The organism is Shewanella sp. SM68, from assembly GCF_025653925.1.
GTDB classification, from domain to species: Bacteria; Pseudomonadota; Gammaproteobacteria; order Enterobacterales; family Shewanellaceae; genus Shewanella; species Shewanella oncorhynchi.
The window spans coordinates 135,075-161,958 of record NZ_JAKKRU010000008.1 but is presented as its reverse complement, the minus strand read 5'-3'; the positions used below and the strand labels follow the sequence as shown (position 1 = coordinate 161,958).

29 protein-coding genes are annotated in these 26,884 nt (G+C 43.3%); 25 read left to right on the top strand and 4 right to left on the bottom strand.

All coding sequences use genetic code 11. The features are described from left to right. Positions 1 to 41: 41 nt before the first annotated feature. Positions 42 to 1,208: a flagellar assembly protein FlgT gene (locus tag L5M40_RS14305; RefSeq protein ID WP_131523072.1), complete on the bottom strand. Its 1,167-nt coding sequence runs from the start codon at positions 1,206 to 1,208 to the stop codon at positions 42 to 44. A 280-nt stretch (positions 1,209 to 1,488) separates the two neighbouring features. Between L5M40_RS14305 and L5M40_RS14300 the strand changes: the two genes are divergently transcribed. Both L5M40_RS14300 and L5M40_RS14295 read left to right on the top strand, forming a co-directional pair. Next, on the top strand, positions 1,489 to 2,121 hold the full coding sequence (locus L5M40_RS14300; protein ID WP_219250979.1) for a FlgO family outer membrane protein: 633 nt from the start codon (positions 1,489 to 1,491) through the stop codon (positions 2,119 to 2,121). Next, positions 2,118 to 2,570, top strand: a complete 453-nt coding sequence (locus L5M40_RS14295; RefSeq protein ID WP_198572634.1) for an LPP20 family lipoprotein — start codon at positions 2,118 to 2,120, stop codon at positions 2,568 to 2,570. Before L5M40_RS14300 ends, L5M40_RS14295 begins: the two co-directional genes overlap by 4 nt. Before the next feature lie 127 nt (positions 2,571 to 2,697). Here L5M40_RS14295 and L5M40_RS14290 read toward each other — a convergent pair whose 3' ends face one another. From L5M40_RS14290 to flgA, 3 genes are all read right to left on the bottom strand, one after another. Further along, entirely contained in the window at positions 2,698 to 3,123 is a 426-nt protein-coding gene (locus L5M40_RS14290; protein WP_131523073.1) for a flagella synthesis protein FlgN, read from the bottom strand. A gap of 2 nt (positions 3,124 to 3,125) precedes the next feature. Beyond that, on the bottom strand, positions 3,126 to 3,449 hold the full coding sequence (gene flgM, locus L5M40_RS14285) for a flagellar biosynthesis anti-sigma factor FlgM (protein WP_107948432.1): 324 nt from the start codon (positions 3,447 to 3,449) through the stop codon (positions 3,126 to 3,128). A gap of 75 nt (positions 3,450 to 3,524) precedes the next feature. Continuing rightward, positions 3,525 to 4,232, bottom strand: a complete 708-nt coding sequence (gene flgA, locus L5M40_RS14280) for a flagellar basal body P-ring formation chaperone FlgA (protein WP_028761212.1) — start codon at positions 4,230 to 4,232, stop codon at positions 3,525 to 3,527. 205 nt (positions 4,233 to 4,437) lie between these two features. On the opposite strand from flgA, the gene L5M40_RS14275 reads away from it, so the two are divergent. The 23 genes from L5M40_RS14275 to fliE all read left to right on the top strand — a co-directional run bounded on the left by L5M40_RS14275 (position 4,438) and on the right by fliE (position 26,852). Next, on the top strand, positions 4,438 to 5,358 hold the full coding sequence (locus L5M40_RS14275; protein ID WP_028761211.1) for a chemotaxis protein CheV: 921 nt from the start codon (positions 4,438 to 4,440) through the stop codon (positions 5,356 to 5,358). 100 nt (positions 5,359 to 5,458) lie between these two features. Further along, positions 5,459 to 6,298: a CheR family methyltransferase gene (locus L5M40_RS14270; RefSeq protein ID WP_168824478.1), complete on the top strand. Its 840-nt coding sequence runs from the start codon at positions 5,459 to 5,461 to the stop codon at positions 6,296 to 6,298. A gap of 143 nt (positions 6,299 to 6,441) precedes the next feature. Then, the gene (gene flgB, locus L5M40_RS14265) at positions 6,442 to 6,846 is read left to right on the top strand and encodes a flagellar basal body rod protein FlgB (RefSeq protein WP_113939454.1); all 405 of its coding nucleotides are present in this window, start codon (positions 6,442 to 6,444) and stop codon (positions 6,844 to 6,846) included. Positions 6,847 to 6,848: 2 nt separating this feature from the next. Next, on the top strand, positions 6,849 to 7,265 hold the full coding sequence (gene flgC, locus L5M40_RS14260) for a flagellar basal body rod protein FlgC (protein WP_006085646.1): 417 nt from the start codon (positions 6,849 to 6,851) through the stop codon (positions 7,263 to 7,265). Positions 7,266 to 7,289: 24 nt separating this feature from the next. Continuing rightward, positions 7,290 to 8,060 (top strand): flagellar hook assembly protein FlgD, encoded by a 771-nt coding sequence (gene flgD / locus L5M40_RS14255; protein ID WP_168824475.1) that lies wholly within the window; start codon positions 7,290 to 7,292, stop codon positions 8,058 to 8,060. Positions 8,061 to 8,142: 82 nt separating this feature from the next. Beyond that, complete coding sequence (gene flgE / locus L5M40_RS14250) at positions 8,143 to 9,504, top strand: flagellar hook protein FlgE (protein WP_263176612.1); 1,362 nt, start codon at positions 8,143 to 8,145, stop codon at positions 9,502 to 9,504. Positions 9,505 to 9,676: 172 nt separating this feature from the next. Next, positions 9,677 to 10,420, top strand: a complete 744-nt coding sequence (gene flgF / locus L5M40_RS14245) for a flagellar basal-body rod protein FlgF (protein WP_105251930.1) — start codon at positions 9,677 to 9,679, stop codon at positions 10,418 to 10,420. 10 nt (positions 10,421 to 10,430) lie between these two features. After that, positions 10,431 to 11,219 carry a flagellar basal-body rod protein FlgG gene (gene flgG, locus L5M40_RS14240; protein ID WP_028761205.1) on the top strand — a complete coding sequence of 263 codons (789 nt, stop codon included), beginning with the start codon at positions 10,431 to 10,433 and terminating at the stop codon, positions 11,217 to 11,219. A gap of 11 nt (positions 11,220 to 11,230) precedes the next feature. Further along, positions 11,231 to 11,905: a flagellar basal body L-ring protein FlgH gene (gene flgH, locus L5M40_RS14235; protein ID WP_028761204.1), complete on the top strand. Its 675-nt coding sequence runs from the start codon at positions 11,231 to 11,233 to the stop codon at positions 11,903 to 11,905. Positions 11,906 to 11,916: 11 nt separating this feature from the next. Beyond that, positions 11,917 to 13,008, top strand: a complete 1,092-nt coding sequence (locus L5M40_RS14230) for a flagellar basal body P-ring protein FlgI (protein WP_028761203.1) — start codon at positions 11,917 to 11,919, stop codon at positions 13,006 to 13,008. 17 nt (positions 13,009 to 13,025) lie between these two features. Further along, entirely contained in the window at positions 13,026 to 14,168 is a 1,143-nt protein-coding gene (gene flgJ, locus L5M40_RS14225; RefSeq protein ID WP_263176613.1) for a flagellar assembly peptidoglycan hydrolase FlgJ, read from the top strand. Positions 14,169 to 14,208: 40 nt separating this feature from the next. After that, complete coding sequence (gene flgK / locus L5M40_RS14220) at positions 14,209 to 16,134, top strand: flagellar hook-associated protein FlgK (protein ID WP_263176614.1); 1,926 nt, start codon at positions 14,209 to 14,211, stop codon at positions 16,132 to 16,134. An 11-nt stretch (positions 16,135 to 16,145) separates the two neighbouring features. Continuing rightward, positions 16,146 to 17,357 carry a flagellar hook-associated protein FlgL gene (gene flgL / locus L5M40_RS14215; protein ID WP_173497643.1) on the top strand — a complete coding sequence of 404 codons (1,212 nt, stop codon included), beginning with the start codon at positions 16,146 to 16,148 and terminating at the stop codon, positions 17,355 to 17,357. A 94-nt stretch (positions 17,358 to 17,451) separates the two neighbouring features. After that, the gene (locus tag L5M40_RS14210; RefSeq protein ID WP_173497644.1) at positions 17,452 to 18,273 is read left to right on the top strand and encodes a flagellin; all 822 of its coding nucleotides are present in this window, start codon (positions 17,452 to 17,454) and stop codon (positions 18,271 to 18,273) included. A 253-nt stretch (positions 18,274 to 18,526) separates the two neighbouring features. After that, a complete protein-coding gene (locus tag L5M40_RS14205) occupies positions 18,527 to 19,345 on the top strand; it encodes a flagellin (RefSeq protein WP_028761198.1) in 819 nt (272 codons plus the stop codon). Between the two features lie 141 nt (positions 19,346 to 19,486). Continuing rightward, complete coding sequence (locus tag L5M40_RS14200) at positions 19,487 to 19,864, top strand: flagellar protein FlaG (protein WP_028761197.1); 378 nt, start codon at positions 19,487 to 19,489, stop codon at positions 19,862 to 19,864. Between the two features lie 33 nt (positions 19,865 to 19,897). Continuing rightward, positions 19,898 to 21,268, top strand: a complete 1,371-nt coding sequence (gene fliD, locus L5M40_RS14195) for a flagellar filament capping protein FliD (protein WP_173497645.1) — start codon at positions 19,898 to 19,900, stop codon at positions 21,266 to 21,268. A 30-nt stretch (positions 21,269 to 21,298) separates the two neighbouring features. Further along, positions 21,299 to 21,619: a hypothetical protein gene (locus L5M40_RS14190; protein WP_028761196.1), complete on the top strand. Its 321-nt coding sequence runs from the start codon at positions 21,299 to 21,301 to the stop codon at positions 21,617 to 21,619. Positions 21,620 to 21,625: 6 nt separating this feature from the next. Then, positions 21,626 to 22,036: a flagellar export chaperone FliS gene (gene fliS, locus L5M40_RS14185; protein ID WP_028761195.1), complete on the top strand. Its 411-nt coding sequence runs from the start codon at positions 21,626 to 21,628 to the stop codon at positions 22,034 to 22,036. 287 nt (positions 22,037 to 22,323) lie between these two features. Next, positions 22,324 to 23,757 carry a sigma-54 dependent transcriptional regulator gene (locus L5M40_RS14180; protein WP_105251936.1) on the top strand — a complete coding sequence of 478 codons (1,434 nt, stop codon included), beginning with the start codon at positions 22,324 to 22,326 and terminating at the stop codon, positions 23,755 to 23,757. A gap of 109 nt (positions 23,758 to 23,866) precedes the next feature. Then, positions 23,867 to 24,949 carry a sensor histidine kinase gene (locus L5M40_RS14175; protein ID WP_105251937.1) on the top strand — a complete coding sequence of 361 codons (1,083 nt, stop codon included), beginning with the start codon at positions 23,867 to 23,869 and terminating at the stop codon, positions 24,947 to 24,949. Next, positions 24,942 to 26,285 carry a sigma-54-dependent transcriptional regulator gene (locus L5M40_RS14170; RefSeq protein WP_263173570.1) on the top strand — a complete coding sequence of 448 codons (1,344 nt, stop codon included), beginning with the start codon at positions 24,942 to 24,944 and terminating at the stop codon, positions 26,283 to 26,285. The genes L5M40_RS14175 and L5M40_RS14170 overlap by 8 nt, the downstream gene beginning before the upstream one ends. Before the next feature lie 231 nt (positions 26,286 to 26,516). Further along, complete coding sequence (gene fliE, locus L5M40_RS14165) at positions 26,517 to 26,852, top strand: flagellar hook-basal body complex protein FliE (RefSeq protein WP_028761191.1); 336 nt, start codon at positions 26,517 to 26,519, stop codon at positions 26,850 to 26,852. Positions 26,853 to 26,884: the final 32 nt, after the last annotated feature.

The window sequence follows — 26,884 nt, the reverse complement described above, 5'->3', positions numbered from 1 at the left end:
ACTGGTTTTATCTTTGATTAAAAGGCTTATGATTTAGTTGCTTAAATCTTAAGCGCTATGTCGTTTATCTGCACATTGTAGGCGGCATTTTGGTCTACAAGTACTGCGGTAGCGCTTTCTTCGCTTACTTGCTCAATTTTTACCGTTGCACGACTTTTGGTCGCGACGGCGCGCATTTCATTGAGTCTATCGGGTAAGTTTTGTTGTAATACTACTTGGAATTTATCACCGACACGAATGCCATGTTTACGGCCTAGATTTAATATAATCCTGTCTGCTTGTCGGCTAACGACTTGGCCAAGTAATGGCCTGCAATTAAGTGTGCTGTCTAAATCTCGGGTAGCTTGCAATATTAATTGAGTAATACTTTTTCCATAGGAGGAACGCCAGAATCTATTACTGTTGGGAGCAATGATAGCCTGTTCTTCAAATTCCCATGGGGCCGATGTGCTGTAGCTTTTGCTCCAGACCTCTTCGCCACTGATCCCATGATAGAGGCTGAGTTTGAATTGAAATTGCCTTAGCGGAGCTTCATCCCAAAATCCTAAGAAGGTGGGTTGTACAGGCTCTATCGATATATCAATGATCTGCGGTTGAAGAATATATTGGCTGTCGGTAATTTCACTGAGCCAGCTTGGGAGTCGATAACCGCGAATATCCACTAGGTCTTGTTCAATATCGAGTCGCTCGTTAGCATGGATGTGACTAAAGCCAGTTGAAGAGTAATCTTCTATAGTGTTCCCTAACGCCTCTGAAATGACCTCTTCAAAGCCTGAAAGTTGTCCATATCTAAGCTGAGAACGATCTTTTATTTGTGTTTGAGGTATTAAAATAGCGGCCTTTAATTGGCCATTAGGACACTGTTGTGTTGGATCATCATTTAGATCGAGGCGTAGGGATACATATATTTTATTTCCCTGAATTTGTTCACTTACGAGTTGGATGTTTATGGCTTGGGCGTTGCGATTTATCGCAAAGTTATTTTGTGTGAGGTTACCATTAGAGGTTTGTTGCTCGCTGGATATTTGAATACCTGTGCTTAATGTCGCATAGCTAACAGCTTGATTAATTGCTTCTTCCCTTGCTTGAGCTGTATTACCATTGATAATAGTTGCTTCTCCGCTGGCTTCTATCCATTCGGCTCTGGTGGGCAAAGAAAGTAGTAAAAGGCTCAAAATGATGAGCGAAGCTGAACCTGGTATGTGCATCAATTCAATCCTTATCGCTAAGCTAATGGCGATATTACCAATCGAGCCAGTTTTCTGACTCTTAACCTAATATGGCAATAAAGCAAATTTCGTGCCTGAGTATGAGAACTTTTGATAAAGTTTCCATTGTTACAGTCGATATACTGGGTAATAGAAGAATATTGTCGGACTGAGGTTAATATTGGTCCGAAGATTGCTGGTTTTTGTTACTCATTAAAAATTTGAAGCTTAGAAAGTGAGTCACTTGACTGCCAATGCACCCATAGATGAGGTAAATCCAATGCTAAAGCGTGTGATTATTCCCTTAACATTGATAATGTTAGGTGGATGTGTAGCTAAACCTGTTACGCCGCCCAAACCGAGTTTAGTGGATGGCAATGGGTTGCCGCCAACGGCAGTGATCAACCATTTAGCACAGCGAATAGTGACTGAGCTCGTTAAGCAAAATGATGCTTTGCGTGCTGATCAACCTATCGTAGTTGCAACACCAGTATTAGTGGGCGATTTGAATGGCACTAATGCGTTAGCGCAACAGTTACAGCAAGGATTAATGACGTCGCTCCATAGCTTTCAGTTTAATGTGGTGGATTTAAACTTAGCTGATGGCTTGAGAGTCACATCTGACGGGGATTTTATTTTGACGCGAGATTGGCAAAAATTGTCGAAAGATCTTCCTGTTGAGCATCTTGTCGTTTCGACTATGAGCGTAGTAACCAATGGTATGGCGATCAATACTCGGATTGTGAACATTAGTAACAATCGCGTGGTATCGGCATCTCAAACTTTTGTGACTCAAAAAGAGTTGGCAAACTACATGCAGCCTTCGGAGCAAATTGTGTCACAAAATGGCATCTTATATCGTCAGGCGAGTCCGGGCATGAATGAAGTACGTGTCTTAGGAGATGGAAAATGAAACACTACCTTTTATTACTTATCACGGGGCTAATGCTAACTGGCTGCGCTGCTAAAGATAGATATGTGCAATGGGAAGATGTGCCGCCGCCGAGTTTTCCTAAGTTAACGGCTATAGGATATGCGCCCTTAGCGACTCAACCGGCTAAAGAGCAATCACAAAGAGTGTTGATGGCTATGCAGGCATCAAAAATTGTGGCTTATCGTGAATTAGCGGAACAAGTTTATGGGCAGAAAATAACGGCAAACAGCAGTGTTAGTGATTGGATGTTGACGGACGATAATGTCAAAGCGTCAGTTTCTGGCGTGATCCGCGGCGCACGAGTCGTTAAGAGTTATCCAGCAGGCGAGCATTATGTGACTGAGTTAGAACTTGATTTTTCACAGGTTTGGGCGCTTTATCAACAACAGAACCGTCCACAACGAGTGAAGGAAGTGACGTATTTCTAGCGTTATTGAATGTATGTTCAACAGCATGTATTGAGCCGCGTATTAACGCGGCTTTTCTTTTTGTACAAGACATTAAGATCTAATCAGAGCTTAGAAAAGGGAATGCTAAGTGGGAGTGATGCGCTTGTTAGGCCTTTAAATCATTGCCTAAACTTGAGATAGTCGAGGTCTTGCCTTTATCGTTATAGGTGAGGCTGGAGGCGTTTCTACTGGCTTGTAAAGCTTGAGCAAAGCGATTTAAACTCGCTAAATTCATCTCAATTAAACTGGCATTTTGTTCGTTTAATTCTTTGCATTCAGTCAATGCGTCTTTGATCTCGGCCATTTTATGCACGAGTTCGACTTGCTGAGTGAGTAGCGATTTATCACTGTGTTTTGCCAGAATATCATCATTAGTCTTTAGTTCTTTCAGACATTGCGATTTTTCGTTAGCAAGGGAAAGCAGTAAATCGGCGTTTTGGTCAACCAAAGCGCCTTTTTCCTTGAGTATGATTTGCTTAAGAACAGCCAAATGGGCGTGTTGTAGATCTACCAGTTTAGCTATTTCAGTCATAGTTACTCTTTATTTAAGTCATTAAGTTCGGCTTCAAAACTTGCAATATTGGCAGCCAACTTTTCTGGGTCAATTTTATAGCGACCTTCGGCAATAGCTTGTTTGATTTCTGCTACTTTCTTTTGATCAACTTCAGGAAGGCTAGCCATTTTAGTCTGAGCTCCTTGAAGTTGTTGTGCCTGGGCCGTAATGACCACAGAGTCGCTTCTTTGTGGTGTTGTCGATTTTGTAGCAACTTGAGCAGATTGATCGCTGCTCGTTTTCGTTGCACCTGAACGAACTTGCGCAGTCGTTGCAGTGTTGAGTTTGCTAATATCAATTGCCATTTTAGGCTCCAGCGTCGTGTGTACGGGATTTCTTAACTGGGGTATCGGCAGCTTACAAAAAAGCTTTAGATTATTTTACATTCTTACTTCAACTTCGCCAATGCCTGTGACTATAGCATCTAGTTCTTTGTTTGAACTGCTATTTTTGACTCTGATCCGATCACCTTTATTGCCATCTTGTAGGGCTTCGCCTACTGTTTTGAGCTCGAATGAGCCAGAACGAACGTAGATAGATACCGAATCATTTTTACAAACGAAGCATAAGTTGTTACTTAATATGGGATTATCTTTTGCTACTCGTCGTTTTACTCGCACGCCAGCCAATTTACTCGGGTCATCGAATTCGGCACCTCTCAAGCTATTTTGTTCAATGTAACGGACTTCTACTTGACTAGGAGAGATGAGTTCGCCTGGTGCTAAGATTTCGGTTGAGACAACAACGGGGAATAAGATATCCACCCGAACCGAGATATAGATTTGCCAAGGGTAAGCTAAGTCTTGTGTATCGCAGCTGACTTTTAAGGTGTTATTACGGCTAATTTCCCTATCGCTAGCCAGTTCAACTTTCATTGGAGACGAACATTGTGACGGCAGCATTCTTGCGTCAACCATCTGTGGCGAAATATTTACTTTGGCATTTTCTGGAACGGATATTTTTTCTGAAATAAGCGCTTTAGCTAATTCTGAGATTGCCGATACGGTGGGGACAATAGGCTCTGCACTCGCAAAAGCGGGCATGAAGAGGGTGAAAAGACTAAAAAAACAGACTAAATTTACTTTCATAATGAAGAGACTAGCTTGTAACGCCAGAATGCACCTATACTTTTATTAAGTTCGAAGCTGACCACTGTAATAATAATTTGCATCACTGTCAGAAGATTGACTCAGTTTCGACTATGTTTATCGATAGATAAGACGTAAGCAATTAATATGCCTATACTCAACTGAGTTATAGGGCCGAACATAAACAGAACAACAAGGCAGAGTTATGTCGAGTATTCTTGATTCAGTCAACAAACGAACCCAGCTCGTTGGACAAAACCGTTTAGAATTACTGCTTTTTAAATTAAACGGTCGTCAACGGTTTGGGATTAACGTGTTTAAGGTGAAAGAAGTACTGCAGTGTCCACCACTGACCACTTTGCCTAAACTTAATCCTTATGTGAAGGGTGTTGCTCATATTCGTGGAACAACCATTTCAGTGATTGATTTGAGTGCGGCAACAGGGGGAAAACCTTTAGCGAGCACTGAAAACTGTTTCATCATTATTTCTGAATATAACCGCAGTGTTCAAGGCTTCTTGGTCAGTTCTGTTGAGCGGATCATCAACATGAATTGGGAAGCGATTATGCCTCCGCCGCAAGGTGCTGGTCGTTATTCTTATCTGACAGCTGTGACTGAAATTGAAGGTGAATTAGTTGAAATTCTCGATGTGGAAAAAATCTTAGATGAGATTTCACCGGTTAAAACGGCTATCAGTGAAGAAGCCAATGAAAAACTGACCCTCGACAGAACTCAGCATTACCATATTATGGTTATTGATGATTCTGCCGTGGCGCGTAAGCAAATTATTCGTTCACTTGAGTCATTGAATTTACAAATTGATACCGCAAAAGATGGTCGCGAAGCATTAGACAAGCTTAAAGAAATCGCCAAAGAGATGGATAATGTGGCCGATGAGATCCCCCTCATCATCTCTGATATTGAGATGCCTGAAATGGATGGCTACACCCTGACCGCTGAAATCCGAGATGATCCTAAGCTTAAGCATATTAAAGTGGTACTGCATACTTCGTTAAGTGGTGTATTCAATCAGGCAATGGTTCAAAAAGTGGGGGCTAATGACTTTATCGCTAAGTTTAATCCTGACGAACTGGCCGCTGCTGTGAATAAGCATTTAAGTTTGTAATTGCTGTAGGTTAGTACCTAGATACGCTTTACGCTATAATCTCGACTTTATAACATGATGGTTTCGCACTGATTTTGGTGCTTGCTATAGGATTTAGGATGTGAATGTGCCAAATAAATCACTCGCTGAGGCTGAATATAATCAATTTAGGTTGTTCTTAGAGCAACACAGCGGCATCGTACTGGGTGAAAATAAGCAATATCTTGTGCGCAGTCGTCTTGCTCCTTTGATGGGCAAATATAACCTGCCATCCTTATCTGATGTGGTTAAGCATTCGATGAAGCCTACTGAGCGTGCGCTCAGAGCTGAAGTGATCGATGCTATGACGACCAATGAAACCCTTTGGTTCCGTGATCGTTATCCATTTGAGTTGTTGAATAATGTCCTACTACCAGAATACAGTCGTCTGGGGCGTCCGCTTAAAATTTGGTCTGCGGCTTGCTCGTCAGGCCAAGAGCCATACTCATTGGCTATGACTATTCTTGAGTATCAACAGAAGAAGCCTGGTGCCTTGGCTGGTAGTGCTTCGATTCAAGCAACGGATTTATCTCCTTCCATGTTGGAACGCTGTAAAAATGCCGAGTACGATAGTTTGGCATTAGCGCGTGGTTTATCTGAAGAACGTAAGCGTCAGTTTTTTGATGCATTACCTTCTGGCAATATGAAGTTAAAGGATAATGTGAAGCGGTTGGTGAACTTTAGAGCGCATAATTTGCTTGAGAGTTATAGTCTGCTTGGCAAGTTCGACATTATCTTTTGCCGCAATGTGCTTATTTATTTTGCACCAGAGGCAAAGGCAAAAATTTTGCGGCAATTCGCTGCCGCTCTCAATCCCAAAGGGATTTTATTTCTCGGTGCATCAGAATCTATCGCTGGTTTAACGGACGAGTTTGATATGGTTCGTTGTAACCCTGGCATTTATTACCAGAAAAAGACTTAACTCAGCCGCTCTAAAGAAAATTACCGACAATTGTCGGTAATTTTTTACCCATCACTTGCTCATCCTTGTTGTTATTCTCAAAATTTTCCTGATGTTGGCACATGAATTGCTTTATTTTCGTGAGAACACGAGGAGGCAATTTTATGGCGATCAATTTTGATAATGCACTGGGTGTGCATCAATACACTCTCGGTATTAGAGCGCAGCGGGCTGAAGTCATTTCAAGCAATATCGCTAACGCAGATACGCCACATTACAAAGCCCGCGATGTTGATTTTTCTGCGGCAATGCAGGCCGCTCGAGGCCAACAGCAGCAGCGAAATAGTCTTGAAATGCAAGAGCCAGATAAGCATTTTGGGCTTGCGGAGTTGACTGGGCAATTTGTTAAGTTCCGTGTGCCGAATCAACCCGATACCGGTGATGGTAATACTGTTGATATCCAACAGGAACAATCGGCATTCATGCAAAATGCACTTGAATATCAAATGTCGCTAGGTTTTTTAGATAGTAAGTTTAGTGGCATGAAGAAAGCGTTGAGAGGGGATTAATCATGAGTTTATTTAGCATATTTGATGTTGCTGGCTCGGGAATGTCTGCTCAATCGGTCAGGCTAAACACCACCGCGAGCAACATAGCCAACGCGGATTCCGTCTCGAGTAGTGTAGATAAGACCTATCGTTCCCGTCATCCCATTTTTGAAGCCGAAATGGCTAAAGCCCAAAGTCAGCAACAAGCTTCTCAAGGCGTTGCAGTAAAAGGCATTGTAGAAAGTGATAAACCACTACTGAAAGAATACTCGCCTGATCATCCAATGGCGGATGCGGACGGCTTTATTTATAAACCGAATGTTAATGTCATGGAAGAAATGGCAGATATGATTTCTGCTTCGCGCTCATATCAAATGAATGTTCAAGTCGCTGAAGCAGCTAAGTCTATGCTGCAACAAACACTTGGGATGGGTAAATAACATGTGTTACTTAGGAGGTAAGCTGTGAGCCTCATTAATCAAATTAACCAAGCGTCGGCGCAGACGGCTCAAAATAAGAGTCAGCCAAATGCCGTTACGACGAATTCATCAACCAGCTCAACGGGTAATCCGTTTCTTGATGGCATACGTTTGCCAAAAGATTCAATAGTACCGGAAGCAAAAAGCCAGCAGTTAACTCAAGATGACTTTTTCTCGTTATTAAGCCAACAGTTATCGATGCAAGATCCCTTTAAGCCCGTCGACAACGACCAAATGATTGCGCAGATGGCATCATTCTCGACGGTTGATGGTATTACTAAGTTGAATAAGGAAATCGTTAATTTAAACGGTGTTATGACATCAAGCCAAGCATTACAGGCATCAGGACTTGTTGGTCGCAAGGTATTGATCCCAACTGATACAGGTAACATTTCAGCTGAAAGCCCAACAATAAAAGGTGTGATTAGCACGCCAGCTAAAATTCCTGAAGTTACTGTACGTGTTGAGGATGAGAAAGGCCAAGTTGTGACCACCTTTAAAGTTGATGGCAGTAAGGGGGGAAATGTCGATGTTAACTGGGATGGCCTCGATAAAGATGGAAACCCTGTAACCGCAGGTAACTATACGATCAAGGCGAGTGGTTTAGTGGATGGGAAATCCCAAGAATTGCCAGTCTCGACCTATGCTCATGTGACCAGCGTTTCTCTCGGTACGGCCAGTACTGGCGCGATTCTTAACTTGAGAGGCGGTATGGGCATCAAGTTAACCGATGTGTTAGCTGTGTCTGAAACCTAAGTTTGCATAAAAGAATTTTTGCAGTATCCGAATTGGGCGTAAGTTGCTCATAAATGAATTGAGTCAAGTGTAGAGGTGAATTATGTCGTTTAACATTGCATTGAGTGGCATTTCTGCCGCGCAGAAAGATTTAAACACTACGGCGAATAACATTGCTAATGCGAACACCATTGGCTTTAAAGAGTCCCGTGCTGAATTTGCGGATGTTTACGCTAATTCTATTTTTTCAAATGCTAAAACTGCTGTCGGTGGTGGTGTTGCTACGAGTCAAGTGGCACAGCAATTCCATCAAGGTAGCTTACAGTTGACGAATAACTCCCTTGATATGGCGATTAAAGGTGGTGGCTTTTTCGTTACTGCCTCTGAACTGGGTACATTAGACCACTCGTTTACCCGTGCTGGAGCATTTAAGGTCGATAAAAATAATTACATGGTTGATTCTGCGGGTAATTATTTGCAAACTTTCCCAGTGGATAAAGATGGGAACTCAACATCAGTGAGTTTAACGACGGCTAAGCCGGTACAAATACCAGACACTGCAGGTAGCCCTGTAAAGACTGAGAATGTTACTTTACAAATGAACTTAAATGCTAAGGAAAGTGCACTCGACCCCGCGGCATTCGATCCTCTAGATGCAAAAACCTACAATAACGTTACTTCAATGACAATTTATGACTCACTCGGTGAGCCACATATTATGACCACTTATTTTGTTAAGCCCAAAGACGGTTCGTACAATGGTGAGAACAATTGGGTGGCTTACTATGCTGTTGATGGAAAGCAAGTCGATCTAGCCGGTCCTGCTGGTACTTATCAAACAGATATCACCGGCGATGGTACACCTGATGCAACGGGCACAGCTCAAACTGCTGGTGGTTGGAAAGGCTCTGTACTCAAGTTCAATTCTGTTGGTGTCTACACAGGTAGCGATCCTGCTATAGTCAAGACTGAGGCTTTGGGCGTCAGTGGTGCGGGTGTTTTAGGGCCAGGTGCCGATGGTACTCAAGAGTTGACTGTGAAGTTTAATGCCCCAACGCAATATGCTGCTCCTTTTGGTGCAACTGAGTTGACGCAAGATGGTACGACTGTAGGTCGCTTAACTAACGTTGAAATAGGCGAAGATGGTTTAGTGACCGCGAGTTATTCTAATGGTTCAACCGTGCCTTTAGCACGGGTTGCTTTAGTTCGTTTTGCTAACGAACAAGGTTTAACGCAAGTGGGTAATACGTCGTGGAAAGCCAGTTTAGCTTCAGGTCCTGCGTTAGCGGGTGAGGCAAATAGTGGAACTTTTGGTAGCATCAGTTCATCTGCGTTAGAGCAATCGAACATCGATTTAACGACTGAACTGGTCGATTTAATTTCGGCGCAGCGTAACTTCCAAGCGAACTCCCGTACCCTTGAAGTGAATAACACGCTGCAACAAACCGTATTACAAATCCGCTAATCATTACTTTATTTAACTAAGTGTTGCCGCCAGTGGCAACACTTAGCCTTTATCCTGCTGTCAACTCACTTCATTTCCTTATTCTTCAAATTTATCAGTAAATTAAAATTAATTTTTATTGGCACGATGCTTGCTTTGATATCGTCATGTAGAAAATTTGACGGAGCAGTCTGTGGACAAATTCCTTTATGTCGCCATGAGTGGCGCTAAGCAAAATATGAATGAGCTGGCACTCCGTGCGAACAACTTAGCCAATGCTAATACCGATGGTTTTAAATCAGATATGGCGCAGGCCAGATCGATGCAAGCCTTCGGTGAAGGGTTACCTTCAAGGGTGTTTGCGATGACAGAATCTCCGTCAGCTAATTTTCGCTCTGGTCCGATTAAAACCACTGGACGGGATCTCGATGTTGCCATTAAAGGCGATGGCTGGTTTGCCGTTCAGGCGAAAGATGGCAGTGAAGCTTATACCCGTTCCGGTAGTCTCAGTTTCGATGCGACGGGCATGTTATATAACGACAGAGGCAATCCCGTGATGGGGGATGCTGGCCCGATAGTGCTGCCATTACCTATTGATAAAGTGTCAATTTCACAGGATGGCATAGTGTCTGTTCGCCCTCAAGGGGCGACTGCTGAAGTGATAGAAGAAGTGGCGAGATTGAAGTTAGTTAATCCCGGCAATGCGCAGATGATGCGTGGTGAAGATGGATTATTTCGACAAATGTCAGGCGAACCAGCACCAGCTGACCCTTTCGTCGCAGTTGAAAGTGGTGCCGTAGAGGGCAGTAACGTTAACCCTGTTGATGAAATGGTGTCTTTGATTGATCTTCAGCGCCAGTTTGAATTGCAAGTCAAGATGATGAAAACCGCGGAAGAGAATGATCGCGCTTCATCTTCATTAATGCGTATTAGTTAGGAGATAGATTATGCATCCGGCGTTATGGATTAGTAAAACTGGCTTAGACGCACAGCAAACTGATATTTCAGTGATTTCAAACAACGTAGCAAACGCTAGCACTGTGGGCTACAAAAAAAGCCGCGCAGTATTTGAAGATTTACTCTATCAAACAGTTAACCAAGCGGGTGGTGTTAGTGCATCTAACACTAAGCTACCCAACGGATTAAACATAGGTGCGGGTACGAAAGTCGTCGCCACTCAAAAAATGTTTACTCAGGGTAACATGCTGACGACGGATAACTCACTGGATCTCATGATTGAAGGTCCTGGATTTTTTGAAATCCAGCTCCCTGATGGAACCACTGCTTATACTCGAAATGGTCAGTTTACCTTAGACGATACGGGTCAGATTGTGACGCCAGGTTCTGGCTATTTGCTACAACCCGCGATCACTATTCCTGATAATGCGACCAGTATTACCGTTTCAGCGGAGGGTGAAGTTTCAGTAAAAACGCCGGGTACCGCTGAGAACCAAGTCGTGGGTCAGTTGACTATGACGGATTTTATTAATCCATCGGGTCTAGATCCTATGGGACAAAACTTATATACGGAAACTGGTGCGAGCGGCACGCCCATTCAAGGTACCGCTTCGTTAGATGGTATGGGTGCTATTCGTCAAGGCGCCTTAGAAACCTCTAACGTGAACGTGACCGAGGAACTGGTGAACCTTATCGAAAGTCAGCGCATTTACGAGATGAACTCAAAAGTGATTTCAGCGGTAGATCAGATGCTGTCTTATGTGACTCAGAATTTATAGAGGCAAACATCATGGCTAGATATCTTGTGTTGGCCGTCGCGTTATTGCTTGCAGCTTGTAGCTCGACGCAAAAGAAACCCCTTGCGGATGATCCCTTTTACGCGCCGGTATACCCAGAGGCACCGCCGACAAAAATTGCCGCAACTGGCTCTATTTATCAAGACAGCCAAGCATCTAGCTTGTATTCGGATATACGCGCCCACAAAGTCGGTGACATTATCACTATCGTATTGAAGGAATCGACTCAAGCTAAGAAGAGTGCAGGCAATCAGATCAAAAAAGGTTCAGACATGAGCTTAGATCCCATCTTTGCAGGTGGTAGTAATGTGTCCATTGGCGGAGTGCCAATTGATTTGCGTTACAAAGATAGCATGAACACTAAGCGTGAATCGGATGCGGATCAGAGCAATAGTCTAGATGGCAGCATCTCGGCAAACGTGATGCAAGTGCTAAACAACGGCAGCTTAGTGATCCGTGGTGAAAAATGGATTTCAATCAATAATGGTGATGAGTTTATTCGTGTCACTGGTCTCGTTCGCTCGCAGGACATTAAACCCGATAACACTGTCGATTCAACGCGAATGGCTAATGCCCGTATCCAATACAGTGGCACAGGCACTTTCGCAGATGCTCAAAAAGTGGGCTGGTTAAGCCAGTTCTTTATGAGCGACTGGTGGCCCTTCTAAGGAGTCGTATCATGAAATATAAACTGGTGTTAGCCGTTGCCATGCTAGTGTTTTCTCTACCTAGTCAGGCTGAACGAATTAAAGATATTGCCAATGTGCAAGGTGTGCGTAGTAACCAGTTGATTGGTTATGGCTTAGTGGTCGGTTTACCGGGAACGGGGGAAAAAACCAGTTATACCGAGCAGACCTTTATGACTATGCTCAAAAACTTTGGGATTAATCTTCCTGACAACGTCAAACCGAAAATTAAAAACGTTGCAGTGGTAGCCGTACACGCGGATATGCCTGCCTTTATCAAACCTGGTCAAGATCTTGACGTGACGGTATCTAGCTTAGGCGAAGCCAAAAGCTTACGCGGTGGCACCTTATTACAGACCTTTTTGAAAGGGGTAGACGGTAATGTGTATGCGATCGCCCAAGGTAGTTTAGTGGTGAGTGGTTTTAGTGCCGATGGTTTAGATGGTTCAAAGGTGATTCAAAATACGCCAACTGTAGGTCGTATACCGAATGGCGCAATTGTTGAGCGTAGTGTAGCTACCCCATTTTCAACTGGCGATTATTTGACGTTTAACCTACGTCGTTCGGATTTCTCTACTGCGCAGCGAATGGCCGATGCGATCAATGATCTATTAGGTCCTGATATGGCGCGTCCTTTAGATGCGACGTCTGTTCAGGTAACTGCTCCACGTGATGTATCACAACGGGTCTCCTTTTTAGCAACGCTTGAAAACCTTGATGTTGTTCCCGCAGAGGAATCTGCCAAAGTGATCGTTAATTCACGTACTGGAACCATAGTGGTTGGGCAAAACGTACGCTTACTCCCTGCGGCGATTACCCATGGCGGCATGACTGTAACTATCGCGGAGGCGACACAGGTTTCGCAGCCTAACGCGTTGGCAAATGGTCAAACAACCGTCACGAGTAATAGTACGATTACAGCGACAGAAAGTGACCGCCGTATGTTTATGTTTAATCCAGGCACTACGCTGGATGAGCTGGTTAGAGCGGTTAACTTAGTCGGTGCAGCCCCTTCAGATGTGTTAGCAATACTTGAAGCATTAAAAGTGGCAGGAGCTTTGCATGGTGAACTTATCATCATCTAATTTCTGTCGGGAAAATCATGGAAAAGCTTTCAAGTTCATCACATTTTCTTGACCTGGGCGGGCTAGATTCACTCCGCGCCCAGGCTCAGAAAGATGAGAAGGGCGCCTTGAAAAAGGTTGCCCAACAATTTGAAGGTATTTTCGTGCAAATGCTGATGAAAAGTATGCGCGATGCCAATGCGGTTTTTCAGTCTGATAGTCCACTCAATAGCCAATACACTCAGTTTTACGAGCAGATGCGCGATCAGCAGTTATCGGTCGATTTATCTGACAAAGGTGTATTGGGCCTTGCCGATATGATGGTGCAGCAACTCTCTCCCGAAACAAGTCATTTCACGCCTGCATCGGTATTGCGTGACGATGGTGGCATGAAAATGCTCCATGACGATAAAGCGCTTAATGTGCCTATGCAGAGTTCAGCCGCTCCTGTGGTTGAACCCACAGTTGTAAATCATGGTGTGCCGGCTGCTATCGCTCGGCCTGTATTTGAACCGGATAGAGCTGAAGATGCCAATTCATCAATGGACATTGATGCGCCTAATCGTTCACTGGCTATCGATACGCCTAAGCCGAGCTGGAGTGAACAATCACTTTCAGTGGTAGAACCTGTGATTAGCGGCCAAGTTTTGCCGACGGTAGCATTTAGGGAAACCCAAAAGATTGTCAGGTTTGGTAGTCGAGAAGAATTTTTAGCGACCTTATATCCACATGCTGAAAAAGCCGCAAAAACATTAGGTACCCAACCAGAAGTATTATTGGCGCAATCAGCACTGGAAACTGGCTGGGGACAAAAAATCGTCCGCGGCAATAACGGTGCGCCGAGTCATAACCTATTCAACATTAAAGCTGATCGTCGTTGGTTAGGCGATAAGGCTAACGTCAGTACCTTAGAATTTGAGCACGGTGTTGCTGTTCAGCAAAAAGCTGACTTCCGAGTTTACAGTGATTTCGAGCATAGCTTTAACGATTTTGTGTCCTTCATTGCCGAAGGTGAACGTTATCAAGATGCGAAAAAAGTGGCCGCTTCCCCTACCCAATTCATCCGAGCTTTGCAGGATGCGGGTTATGCCACTGATCCTCGATACGCTGAAAAAGTGATTAAAGTGATGCAGTCGATCAGTGAAGAACTGAAATCAATTCTGCCAGGAGAAGACAAATGATGAATCTTACAACCCTGTTTGTTCATAGGAGTGTCAACTAATGGCCGTTGATCTACTGAATATAGCGCGAACTGGGGTGCTTGCCTCCCAGTCGCAACTGGGTGTTACCAGTAATAACATAGCTAACGCCAATACCGCTGGTTACCACAGACAAGTGGCAACCCAGTCGACTCTTGAATCGCAGCGTTTTGGTAGTAGCTTTTATGGCACAGGAACTTACGTTAATGACGTTAAGCGTATCTACAATGACTATGCTGCAAGAGAATTACGCATTGGCCAAACAACGTTAAGCGCCGCCGAAGCCAGCTACGGTAAATTGAGTGAGTTAGATCAGCTGTTTTCACAGGTAGGTAAAGTTGTGCCACAAAGCTTGAATGACCTGTTTTCGGGGCTGAATAGTGTGGCTGATTTGCCTGCAGATTTGGGTATTCGGAGTTCGACCCTAACAAACGCACAGCAAGTTGCTAGCAGTCTTAATCAGATGCAGTCGTATTTGAATGGCCAGCTTAATCAGACCAATGACCAGATCACTGGTATGACTAAGCGTATCAATGAGATCAGTACAGAACTGGCAAATTTAAACCTAGAGTTAATGAAGTCGCCGAATCAGGATGCGCAGTTGCTTGATAAGCAAGATGCACTTGTTCAAGAGTTAAGCCAGTACGCTCAAGTGAATGTTATTCCATTAGAAAATGGTGCTAAGAGCGTAATGCTTGGTGGCTCAGTGATGTTGGTTTCTGGTGAAATTGCTATGACGATGGGAATCCAAGCGGGTGATCCATTTCCAAATGAGCTCCAATTGACTTCAAGTATTGGTTCGCAAAGTGTCACTGTTGATCCGAGTAAACTTGGCGGTCAGTTAGGGGCCATTTTTGATTATCGTGATCAAACGTTAATTCCCGCGGGTCATGAGCTCGATCAATTAGCCTTGGGCGTGGCTGATAACTTCAATAAAATGCAAGCACAAGGTATTGACCTCAATGGGCAAGTTGGTGCCAATATCTTCAAAGATATCAACGATCCTATGATGTCTTTGGGCCGTGCAGCAGGTTTTTCTGGTAATACAGGTAATGCAACGTTAGGCGTCACCATAGATGACACCAGTTTATTAACAGGTGGTGCCTACGAACTGTCATTTACCGCGCCTGCAACTTATGAGCTGAGAGATTCGAAAACGGGGGCAATTACGCCACTGACGTTAACTGGCTCGACTTTATCGGGTGGATCTGGATTTTCAATTGATATAAAAGCGGGCGCTATGGCGTCTGGCGATCGTTTTGCCATTCGCCCGACAGCAGGTGCTTCAAATGGCATTGAAGTGGTCATGAAAGACCCTAAAGGCATTGCCGCCGCATCACCAAAGATTACTGCAGATGCCGCTAACTCGGGCAATACCCAAGTGAAGTTGACTCAAATTAGCAATCGTAATGCCGCAAATTTCCCTGTAACGGGCAGTGAGTTGACGATAAAGCTCGATACCACAGTTGTGCCTCCAACCTATGAAGCATTCGACGCCGCGGGAACATCCCTTGGGGCTGCAGCCCCTTATACGCCTCCGAGTATTAGCGCTTTTGGTTTTACCTTTGAAGTTGACAGCAAAGCGGCTGCAGGCAATGACAGATTTACCTTCGATTTATCCTTCGCAGAGGGGGATAACTCTAATGCTGTCGCTATGGCTAAGTTGAGCGAAAGTAAGGTGATGAATGGGGGAAAGTCGACCCTAGCTGATGTGTTCGAGAACACTAAGCTCGAGGTAGGCAGTAAAACGAAAGCGGCTGAAGTGCGTGTTGGTTCGGCAGAGGCCGTGTATCAACAAGCTTATGCGCGAGTTGAGAGTGAGTCGGGCGTGAACTTAGATGAAGAAGCGGCAAATTTAATGCGTTTTCAGCAAGCCTATCAAGCCTCTGCGCGGATCATGACGACTGCACAGCAGATTTTTGACACCTTATTATCCTCAGTGCGTTAGGAGATTTAACTATGCGATTATCATCCGCGCAGATTTTTAATCAAAGCATTACCAGTGTGCTGCAAAAGCAAACGGCGACCAGCAAAATTCTTGACCAATTGAGCAGTGGTAAGAAAGTCAATACTGCTGGTGATGATCCTGTGGCGTCACAGGGTATTGATAATCTGAATCAGAAAAATGCGCTAGTCGATCAGTTTATGAAAAATATTGACTATGCGACAAATCGTCTTGCTGTGGCAGAAAGTAAACTCGGTAGTGCTGAAGATTTAACTGGCTCTATGCGTGAGCAAGTTATGCGAGCGATAAACGGCACACTATCAGGAACTGAGCGGCAAATGATTGCCGAAGAGATGAAAGGCAGCTTAGAAGAATTGCTCTCTATTGCCAATAGTAAGGATGAATCTGGCAATTATATGTTCTCTGGTTTCAGTACCGATAAAGAACCTTTTGCTTTTGATAACTCGACGCCGCCTAAAATAGTGTATAGCGGCGACTCTGGCGTCAAAAATAGTTTAGTACAAACGGGTGTTGCCATGGGGACAAACATCCCTGGCGATAGCGCGTTTATGAAAGCACCCAATGGACTTGGTGATTATAGCGTCAATTATTTGGCCAGCCAGCAGGGGGAGTTTAGCGTTAAAACAGCAAAAATTGCTGATGCTGCAACTTATGTTGCTGATACATATACATTTAACTTCACTGATAATGGTGCTGGCGGTACTAACTTGCAAGTGCTCGATTCTGCAAGTAATCCTGTCGCAAACGTAGCTAACTTCGATGCCACTAATCCCATTAGTTTTAATGGTATAGAAGTTAAAATTGATGGAAAACCCAGCGCTGGCGATAGTTTCACCATGGAGCCGCAGGCCGAAGTCAGTATTTTCGATACGATCAGTAATGCGATTGCATTAATTGAAGACCCTAATTCTGCCAACACTCCCCAAGGTCGAGCTCAGTTGGCACAGATATTGAATAACATCGATAGTGGCGTCAATCAAATTAGTTCTGCCAGAAGTGTGGCGGGGAATAATCTGAAAGTTGTCGAGAGTTACAAAGAGACTCATACCGAGGAGAAAGTGGTGAACTCATCAGCGCTATCACTCTTGGAAGATCTCGATTATGCATCAGCGATTACGGAATTTGAAAAGCAACAGCTTGCATTGAACGCAGTCTCTAGCGTGTTTAGTAAGGTGGGTTCTGTTTCCCTGTTCGACTTTATTTAACAGAAAGCAAGTACCTATCCATCTGTAAGATAAATTGTTAAAAATTTAGCCAAGCTCCAAGCCTTGGCGGTATAACTAGGAAGAGGAACTCAACATGGCTATTACAGTAAATACCAACGTGACTTCAATGAAGGCACAAAAGAATTTAAATACTTCCAGTAGCGGTTTAGCGACCTCAATGGAACGTTTATCCAGTGGTCTACGCATTAACAGTGCGAAAGATGACGCCGCTGGTCTAGCCATTTCTAACCGCTTGAACAGCCAAGTGCGCGGTTTAGATGTGGGTATGCGTAACGCAAATGATGCGATTTCAATTGCTCAAATTGCCGAAGGTGCGATGCAAGAGCAAACCAATATGTTGCAGCGTATGCGTGATTTGACTGTTCAAGCAGAAAACGGTGCGAATAGCACTGATGACTTAACTGCATTGCAAAAAGAGATGGATCAATTAGCAGAAGAAATTACTGCTATAGGTGATAGTACGGCGTTTGGTAATACCAAATTAATGACTGGTGGATTTTCTGCGGGTAAAACCTTCCAAGTAGGGCACCAAGAAGCTGAGGATGTCATTATTTCGGTAGGGACAACCAATGCTGCAAGTTTATCTGTCAATTCGCTATCCGTAGCGACTTCTGCTGGTCGTTCAACTGCACTTGCGAATATTGATGCTGCCATTAAAACAATTGACAATCAACGAGCCAATTTAGGTGCGAAGCAAAACCGTTTGGCCTATAACATTAGTAACAGTGCTAATACTCAAGCCAACGTTGCTGATGCTAAGAGTCGTATCGTGGATGTCGATTTTGCGAAGGAAACTTCAGTTATGACTAAGAACCAAGTGTTACAACAAACGGGTTCTGCAATGCTTGCACAGGCTAACCAGTTACCTCAAGTTGCATTATCTCTTCTTGGTTAATGTTATTTGCGTGATGTTATATGAAGCACTTTTGCCTACTTGTTCTAGAATTATCTAGAAAAGTAGGCAAAGTTTTATAGGAGTTGATATTTATGTTTATGATAATTAGAGTTATTTTTTAAAATCAAGATATTTTAAAAAATAACTCTAAAGTTAAAAAAGATGCTGCCGTTAAATATACTGTAACCACTAAGACCCGCCTGGCTTAAGTAGACAGGCAAGTTCACAAGCCAGGTATAAAGAGGAAACGATCATGGCCATTACAGTAAACACAAACGTCACTTCATTAAAAGCTCAAAAGAATTTAAATACTTCCGCAGGCGGTTTGGCCACATCTATGGAACGTTTATCCAGTGGTCTGCGTATTAACAGTGCCAAAGATGACGCTGCTGGTTTAGCGATATCGAACCGACTAAACAGCCAAGTGCGTGGCCTTGATGTTGGTATGCGCAATGCTAACGATGCCATTTCAATCGCCCAGATTTCTGAAGGTGCGATGCAAGAACAGACTAACATGCTTCAACGTATGCGTGATTTGACAGTACAAGCAGAGAACGGTTCTAACAGTACTGACGATTTGACAGCATTGCAAAGCGAAATTGATGAACTGGCATTAGAAATTACAGCAATCGGTGATACAACTGCATTTGGTAGCACAAAATTACTGAATGGTGATTTCTCCGCAGGTAAGACCTTCCAAGTCGGACACCAAGAAGGCGAAGACATTACGATTTCAGTAAAAGCAACGAATGCTGGTGCGTTATCTGTTAATAGTTTGTCGGTTGCAAGTTCAGCTGGCCGTTCAACTGCACTCGCTGCGATTGATGCTGCCATTAAAACGATTGATAGTCAGCGTGCTAACTTAGGTGCTAAACAAAACCGTCTAGCATACAACATTAGTAACAGTGCTAATACTCAAGCCAACGTTGCTGATGCGAAGAGTCGAATTGTGGATGTGGATTTCGCGAAAGAAACATCACAAATGACCAAGAACCAAGTGTTGCAACAAACGGGTTCTGCAATGTTGGCCCAAGCCAACCAGTTACCTCAAGTGGCCTTGTCACTGCTGTAGTTTTAAGCAGAATAGTGAGAAAGTGATAAGGGAGGTTCGGTAACGGATCTCCCTTTGCCACTTTAAAAGGTTAATGTAGTTTTATAGGGTAATTTTAATGTAACCATTTAAAGTTATTACTAAATTTGCTGAGGTATGGCTATGGATATCAATATAGCAAGTTCACCTTCTATGCTTCACAGTAAGGTTGATTTAGCTCAAACGCCGCTAAAAGCATCTGCTCCAGATGCTGAATTAAAGCGAAATACGGCTATTGAACAAGCTGTGGAACAAGATGTAACGAAAAATGAACAGAATCCAAGTAAGCTGGCTCAAGTTGCCACAGAGTTGTCTGATATGATGTCTATGATGCGTAAAGGTTTAGCATTTAAGGTTGATGAGAACTCTGGACAAGCTGTTGTGACTGTACTTGACCGAGATACTGGTGATGTGATTAGACAAATGCCGAGTGAAGAAGCATTAGCCTTGGCAGAAAAACTATCAGAAGTCACAGGGCTTTTGATGAAAACAGAAGCATAAATATTTGTAAGTACGTTTGATTGAGAGGTCTATATGGCATTAACAGCGACAGGCATGGGATCTGGCCTTAAAATTAGTGAAATTGTGCAAGTTTTAGTTGATGCCGAAAAAACACCGAAAGAAGCGATGTTTAATAAAACGGAAGACAGCATCAAAGCAAAAGTTTCAGCTATGGGAACCTTAAAAAGTGCGTTGTCTACGTTTCAAGATGCCTTAAAAAAACTTCAAACTGGCGATGCCCTCAATCTGCGTAAGGTTTCTGTTAGTAATCAAACTTATTTGTCAGCAACAACAGACAAAACCGCACAAGCGGGTAGCTATGGTATTAAAGTTGAGCAACTTGCGGTAAATCATAAAATTGCTGGAAAAAACGTTGCAGATCCAGGATTACCTGTAGGTGAAGGGAGCCTTGATTTTGGTATCAATGGTAAGAATTTCTCCATTGATGTTTCGGCTACCGATTCACTTGCTGCCATTGCTAAAAAAGTTAATGAATCCCCAGATAATGCGGGCGTAACTGCAACTGTTATTACCAGTGATGCAGGCAGTCGATTGGTTTTTAGTTCAGATAAGTCAGGTGAAGACAATCAAATTAGTATTACAGCTAATGACACGACTGGAACTGGACTCAATGATATGTTCGGTGCTGGAAATATCTCCACGCTTCAAGATGCTAAAAATGCAGTTGTTTATATCGATAATCAGAAAGTTACCTCACAAACTAATGAAGTTAAAAATGCTATTGCAGGGGTGACGTTAAACTTAACTGATGCCGATGTTTCTAAGACGACTACGTTAAAAATTGAACAAGATGATGATGCAGTAAAGGCAAATGTAAAAGCTTTTGTCGATGCCTATAATAGTTTAGCGACTGCAGTTGATAAAATGTCATCCTATGATAAAGAGAAAAAAACAGCAGCTGCATTACAGGGCGACTCTATGATCCGTTCTATAGAATCGCAACTCCGAAGTATATCGAGTGAACGAGTGCCAACTGATAGCGGCAGTTCGATAGCATTATATGATATTGGTATAAAAACAGATAGATATGGTAAGTTGTCTGTTGATGATACTAAACTTAATAAAGTCATCTCTGAAGATATGGCCAGTGTTGAGGCATTATTCTCGACACCAGATAAAGGGCTTGCTAATCGCTTTAATGATCTTGCTGATAGTTATGTCAAGTCTCGAGGATTAATTGCGTCACGTCAAACCGGATATACTAATCAACAAAGCCAGCTTACTGATAGAAGAGAAGCTTTCACGCTTAAAATGGATCAACTAACAGCCCGTTTAACGAAGCAATTTAATGCGATGGATCTTGTCGTTGGAAAACTAAATCAGCAGAGCAGTGGTCTTGTTGATCGTTTGAATTCGCTTCCTGGAGCTGTTAAAAAACGATAGTGAAATTATAAATGAGTAAGGGGAGTATAAGTGAAACAACTCGATGAGCTTAATGTCCTTTTGAGTGAAAATTTAAATAAACTGACTCAGCTTCCTGCTGAAGAGCCTCAATCTGACGAGTTGGTGTCGAACTTGCAAGTACTGGTTGGAGAGCGTCAAATTTTACTCAATGTATTAGTGGCTGATGCTAATATGACAGATGTTGATTATCTTCAACATCAGCTTGAACTTACTCAAGAGTACACAAGTAAAGCAAGTGTTGTTATGGCAGATAGACAAGCATTATTACATGCAGGTAATAAGAATAAGCGCCAGATTAGTGTTTATGAGACTATAGATTTAAACAGGTAGGTGTTTATGAGAGGATCACTGCAATCGTATCGTAAGGTGTCTTTAGAGAGTGAAATTACTGTTGCGTCACCACATCGTATTATTCAGCTTATGTTTGCGGGGGCACTGCAACGTTTAGCACAAAGTCGTCTTGCGATTGAACAAAATGACTTGTCTAATAAAGGTATGTACATTGGCAAAGCTATTGGGATTATTACTGGTTTAAACAATAGCCTAGATATGGATGCTGGTGGCCAGATAGCTAGAAATTTGAGTGATTTATATGACTTTATGTTGCGTAGAATTTCTGAAGCTAACGTAAATAATGATGTGAAAGCGATTGATGATGTATGTGATATTTTACGTACTATCAAAGAAGGTTGGGATGCAATTCCTGCAGATAAACATAATATTTCTGCGCATTCTGAAGCGGGTTAATATCTTATTTCGTTATTAAAAATAGACGCACTGGTTGCGTCTTTTTTTTGGCTAAAAGTCAAAGTATTGACGTTTTAGACTAGAATCATGATGTAAATGAACTAAAATCAATTCAGTTTGGCATAAACCTCATCTGAGGCTTGCTTCTCGTCTGCTGATAATACAATATTCATCACAAGTAGTGATGGTGGCACAGATTGTTACATTGAATTTGTTAAGCTTTTACAGCAACTAATCATAAATAATTAATGCGAATTAATACATATTAGAGCTTTACGGCCTACTGAATGATGCAAACAGATCAACGAATTTTACTTATCGGCCCTCCATCAGAGCGATTAAATCGCCTGTGTTGCATTTTGGATTTTTTAGGTGAGCAATTTGTACAAATTGACACCGAAAAATTAAGTGCTAGCCTCCAAGATACCCGTTTTCGAGCTTTAGTTATCCTAACTGATGTTATGGATGCTGATGGGCTTAAAAACATCGCAGGTCAACATCCATGGCAACCTATGCTGTTGCTTGGCAATGTTGACGATCTGCAAGTGTCTAATATTCTTGGACATATAGAAGAACCTTTAACGTATCCTCAGCTCACTGAATTATTACACTTTTGCCAAGTATTCGGTCAAGTTAAACGGCCTCAAGTCCCTACTAGTGCGAATCAAACAAAGTTATTCAGAAGCTTAGTGGGACGCAGTGATGGTATTGCGAATGTGAGGCACTTGATAAATCAAGTAGCAACATCTGAGGCAACCGTGCTTGTTCTGGGTCAATCAGGTACAGGTAAAGAAGTGGTCGCCCGTAATATCCATTATTTGTCTGAGCGCCGTGATGGTCCGTTTATCCCTGTTAACTGTGGTGCGATACCGCCTGAGTTATTAGAGAGTGAGCTATTTGGTCATGAGAAAGGGTCATTTACTGGGGCAATCTGTTCTCGTAAAGGCCGTTTTGAATTAGCTGAAGGTGGTACACTATTTCTCGATGAAATAGGAGACATGCCACTACAAATGCAAGTTAAATTACTCCGTGTGCTGCAAGAGCGGGTATTTGAGCGCGTTGGTGGTACTAAGACAATTAATGCTGATGTACGCGTAGTTGCTGCGACACATAGAGATTTAGAAACCATGATCAGCGTTAATGAGTTCCGTGAGGATCTTTATTACCGCCTAAACGTATTCCCGATTGAAATGCCCGCGTTGTGTGATCGCAAGGACGATGTGCCTTTGCTATTACAAGAGTTAGTTAGCCGAGTCTATAACGAAGGCCGTGGTAAGGTGCGTTTTACGCAGCGTGCGATAGAGTCTCTGAAAGAACATGCTTGGTCGGGCAACGTGCGCGAGCTGTCTAATTTAGTCGAACGCCTCACCATTTTATATCCGGGTGGACTGGTCGATGTTAACGATTTACCTGTCAAATATCGCCATATCGATGTGCCCGAATATTGTGTAGAGATGAGTGAAGAGCAACAGGAACGTGATGCTTTAGCTTCTATCTTTAGCGATGAAGAGCCGGTTGAAATCCCTGAAACGCGTTTCCCTAGTGAGCTGCCGCCTGAAGGTGTGAACCTTAAGGATTTGTTAGCAGAACTAGAAATAGACATGATACGTCAGGCGCTAGAGCTACAAGATAATGTCGTAGCTCGCGCTGCTGAAATGCTTGGAATACGCCGTACAACGCTTGTAGAAAAAATGCGTAAGTACGGAATGACAAAAGATTAGTTTTCTATTTTATTGTTATATAAGTTGTTTTAACCTCTAAAGTTCAATTTCCAATTTGGCATAGATACTGCAGTCACCCCGTCATAAGCAATTTTTTGACGGAGTGACTATGTCAGCCAACCCACTAGCGCAAATTGAGTCATTCAAGCACACTAGCAAACAATGGAACCAACTGCGTGAGGCCGCTAATATGTCCAATCGAATGGAGCATATTTTACAGGCTATGCCATCCGGCGTGGTGATTATCAATGGCGACGGTATAGTCACGGATGCTAATCCGGTAGCAGTTGAATTACTTGAGCGCTCCTTGTGTGGTGTTCGCTGGATTGATGTGATCCACAGTGCCTTTGCGCCACAGGACGATGATGGCCACGAAGTGTCACTGCGTAATGGCCGCCGCGTTAAATTAGCGATTACGCCATTGACGCCAGAGCCTGGTCAATTAATTGTGCTAACTGATCTGACTGAAACTCGGTTATTACAGAAAAATATCTCCCATTTACAACGTTTATCTGCACTGGGCAAGATGGTAGCAACTTTGGCTCATCAGGTGCGCACGCCTTTATCAGCCGCTTTGTTATACGCTTCAAACCTTGCGAGTCCGAAGTTATCCGATGCCGCTAAAGCTAAATTCCAACAAAAACTTGTTGATAGACTCAATGAACTCGAGCGGCAGGTTAACGACATGCTATTGATGGCGAAAGGCCGTCAGGATGAACTTGGAGATCTAATCTCGTTGGCTGAGGTTATCGACAATGTTTTGGCAAATTGTGAGCCAATAGCGGCAAAGCAAGGCTGTGACTTGTTATTTGATGATGCGTCAAGCAGCTCGATGTTAGCTAATTCCAATGCATTAAGCTCGGCGATTAATAATTTAGTCATGAACAGCATAGAAGCCGGAGCAACTGAAATTCGTATCCAAGCGAAGGAAGAGGGCGAACGGTTATTATTGGACGTCATCGATAATGGTAAAGGCTTAGACGCCACTATGCAGCAGAAGGTATTTGAACCTTTCTTTACGACTAAGTCGCAGGGAACTGGGCTTGGGTTAGCCGTTGTGCAATCTGTGGTGCGCAATCATGGGGGGCAACTGCAACTCAGTTGTTTACCGAATAAAGGCTGTACTGTGTCTTTAGTATTCCCACGGGCTAAATCCGCGGTGATATTACCTTTGGAGATTACCCATGTCTGAAGCAAAGTTATTGCTCGTTGAGGATGATGCTTCATTACGTGAAGCCTTGTTGGATACCTTAATGCTGGCTCAGTATGAGTGTGTTGATGTTGCCTCCGGTGAAGACGCTATTTTAGCCTTGAAACAACATCAGTTTGATTTAGTTATTAGCGATGTGCAGATGCAAGGTATTGGTGGTTTAGGTTTATTGAACTACCTGCAGCAGCATCATCCTAAGTTGCCAGTGCTGTTGATGACGGCCTACGCGACTATTGGTAGCGCGGTGAACGCTATAAAATTAGGCGCTGTTGATTATTTAGCTAAACCTTTTGCACCAGAAGTGTTACTCAATCAAGTCTCACGCTATTTGCCATTAAAACAAAATGTGGATCAGCCCGTCGTCGCTGATGAAAAAAGTTTAGCCTTATTAGCACTTGCTCAACGGGTTGCCGCCTCCGATGCCTCTGTCATGATCTTAGGTCCTAGCGGTTCGGGTAAAGAGGTTTTGGCCCGTTATATTCATCAACACAGTAGCCGTGCTAATCAAGCCTTTGTGGCCATTAACTGTGCCGCTATTCCTGAGAACATGCTCGAAGCCACCCTTTTTGGTTATGAAAAGGGGGCATTTACGGGGGCTTATCAAGCGTGTCCGGGGAAATTTGAGCAGGCTCAAGGTGGCACTTTGCTGCTCGATGAAATCTCTGAGATGGATTTAGGCTTACAAGCTAAGTTGTTGCGGGTTTTGCAAGAGCGTGAAGTTGAGCGTTTAGGTGGCCGTAAAACCATTAAATTGGATGTGCGCGTGCTTGCCACATCCAATCGTGATTTAAAGGCAGTGGTCGCAGCTGGCAGATTTAGGGAAGATCTCTACTATCGAATTAACGTATTTCCTTTAGCTTGGCCTGCGTTAAGTCAACGTCCTGCAGATATTTTACCTCTTGCGCGTCATTTACTGGCTAAACATGCTAAGGCATTGAATGTTGCCGATGTGCCTGAGTTGGATGAGAATGCGCGTCGACGTTTATTGAGTCATCGCTGGCCTGGGAACGTACGTGAACTCGACAATGTGATCCAGCGTGCTTTGATATTAAGAGCTGGTCAATTGATCACTGCCAATGACATTATTATCGATGCGCAGGATGTGATTTTAAGCGGTGAAGATCTAGACCCATTTTCTTCTGAGCCAGACGGTTTAGGTGAAGAGCTCAAAGCTCAAGAACATGTGATTATTTTAGAGACCCTTAATCAATGCCAAGGAAGTCGTAAGTTAGTCGCCGAAAAGCTAGGAATTAGCGCACGAACCCTAAGATACAAGATGGCAAGGATGCGTGATATGGGGATCCAACTGCCAAATTAGTCTATAAATTCAAGTTATCATCTCGCAGCCTCCACATTGAGTGTGAGGCTGTATTTATTAAAATACACAACCGTAAAAGTGGCTCATTTCATCCAAAATCCTTAGATATTGACATCTTCTTATCCCGTCAATTTATTATCAATCACGACCATCTGAAAACTTGGCCGTTATTTTGCATTGTCCCGTTATCGGTATTTTGATCGTCAAGAATTCGACGACTGGGAGCTCAGCATGCAAATAGGCGCAAATTCATTCCTGCAGGAAATGCAGAAACTCCAAGGCGAAATAACGCCGTCGTTTGGCGTTCAGCCAAATATCATGCAGCAAGTGAATAACACCAGTGGTGCAGACTTCGGTCAGTTGCTATCGCAAGCCGTCGGCAATGTCAGCGGCTTACAGTCTGCATCGTCAAACCTCGCGACACGTTTAGAGATGGGTGATACTACCGTTTCTTTATCGGACACTGTGATTGCCCGTGAGAAAGCAAGTGTCGCTTTCGAGGCGACAGTGCAAGTGCGTAATAAGCTTGTCGAAGCCTACAAAGAAATAATGAGCATGCCTGTCTAGGCCAGTGAATAACCCAATTAGCAGGTACGAAT

Bases quoted from the DNA above. Each gene is read 5' to 3' on its own strand.
- flgH (WP_028761204.1), top strand. From the start codon at position 11,231: ATGGCTAGATATCTTGTGTTGGCCGTCGCGTTATTGCTTGCAGCTTGT.
- fliE (WP_028761191.1), top strand. From the start codon at position 26,517: ATGCAAATAGGCGCAAATTCATTCCTGCAGGAAATGCAGAAACTCCAA.
- flgJ (WP_263176613.1), top strand. From the start codon at position 13,026: ATGGAAAAGCTTTCAAGTTCATCACATTTTCTTGACCTGGGCGGGCTA.
- L5M40_RS14230 (WP_028761203.1), top strand. From the start codon at position 11,917: ATGAAATATAAACTGGTGTTAGCCGTTGCCATGCTAGTGTTTTCTCTA.
- L5M40_RS14200 (WP_028761197.1), top strand. From the start codon at position 19,487: ATGGATATCAATATAGCAAGTTCACCTTCTATGCTTCACAGTAAGGTT.
- L5M40_RS14300 (WP_219250979.1), top strand. From the start codon at position 1,489: ATGCTAAAGCGTGTGATTATTCCCTTAACATTGATAATGTTAGGTGGA.
- flgG (WP_028761205.1), top strand. From the start codon at position 10,431: ATGCATCCGGCGTTATGGATTAGTAAAACTGGCTTAGACGCACAGCAA.
- L5M40_RS14290 (WP_131523073.1), bottom strand. From the start codon at position 3,123: ATGACTGAAATAGCTAAACTGGTAGATCTACAACACGCCCATTTGGCT.
- fliS (WP_028761195.1), top strand. From the start codon at position 21,626: ATGAGAGGATCACTGCAATCGTATCGTAAGGTGTCTTTAGAGAGTGAA.
- flgM (WP_107948432.1), bottom strand. From the start codon at position 3,449: ATGGCAATTGATATTAGCAAACTCAACACTGCAACGACTGCGCAAGTT.
- flgE (WP_263176612.1), top strand. From the start codon at position 8,143: ATGTCGTTTAACATTGCATTGAGTGGCATTTCTGCCGCGCAGAAAGAT.
- L5M40_RS14205 (WP_028761198.1), top strand. From the start codon at position 18,527: ATGGCCATTACAGTAAACACAAACGTCACTTCATTAAAAGCTCAAAAG.
- flgL (WP_173497643.1), top strand. From the start codon at position 16,146: ATGCGATTATCATCCGCGCAGATTTTTAATCAAAGCATTACCAGTGTG.
- flgA (WP_028761212.1), bottom strand. From the start codon at position 4,232: ATGAAAGTAAATTTAGTCTGTTTTTTTAGTCTTTTCACCCTCTTCATG.
- flgK (WP_263176614.1), top strand. From the start codon at position 14,209: ATGGCCGTTGATCTACTGAATATAGCGCGAACTGGGGTGCTTGCCTCC.
- flgB (WP_113939454.1), top strand. From the start codon at position 6,442: ATGGCGATCAATTTTGATAATGCACTGGGTGTGCATCAATACACTCTC.
- L5M40_RS14275 (WP_028761211.1), top strand. From the start codon at position 4,438: ATGTCGAGTATTCTTGATTCAGTCAACAAACGAACCCAGCTCGTTGGA.
- L5M40_RS14305 (WP_131523072.1), bottom strand. From the start codon at position 1,208: ATGCACATACCAGGTTCAGCTTCGCTCATCATTTTGAGCCTTTTACTA.
- L5M40_RS14175 (WP_105251937.1), top strand. From the start codon at position 23,867: ATGTCAGCCAACCCACTAGCGCAAATTGAGTCATTCAAGCACACTAGC.
- L5M40_RS14210 (WP_173497644.1), top strand. From the start codon at position 17,452: ATGGCTATTACAGTAAATACCAACGTGACTTCAATGAAGGCACAAAAG.
- flgC (WP_006085646.1), top strand. From the start codon at position 6,849: ATGAGTTTATTTAGCATATTTGATGTTGCTGGCTCGGGAATGTCTGCT.
- fliD (WP_173497645.1), top strand. From the start codon at position 19,898: ATGGCATTAACAGCGACAGGCATGGGATCTGGCCTTAAAATTAGTGAA.
- L5M40_RS14170 (WP_263173570.1), top strand. From the start codon at position 24,942: ATGTCTGAAGCAAAGTTATTGCTCGTTGAGGATGATGCTTCATTACGT.
- L5M40_RS14180 (WP_105251936.1), top strand. From the start codon at position 22,324: ATGATGCAAACAGATCAACGAATTTTACTTATCGGCCCTCCATCAGAG.
- L5M40_RS14295 (WP_198572634.1), top strand. From the start codon at position 2,118: ATGAAACACTACCTTTTATTACTTATCACGGGGCTAATGCTAACTGGC.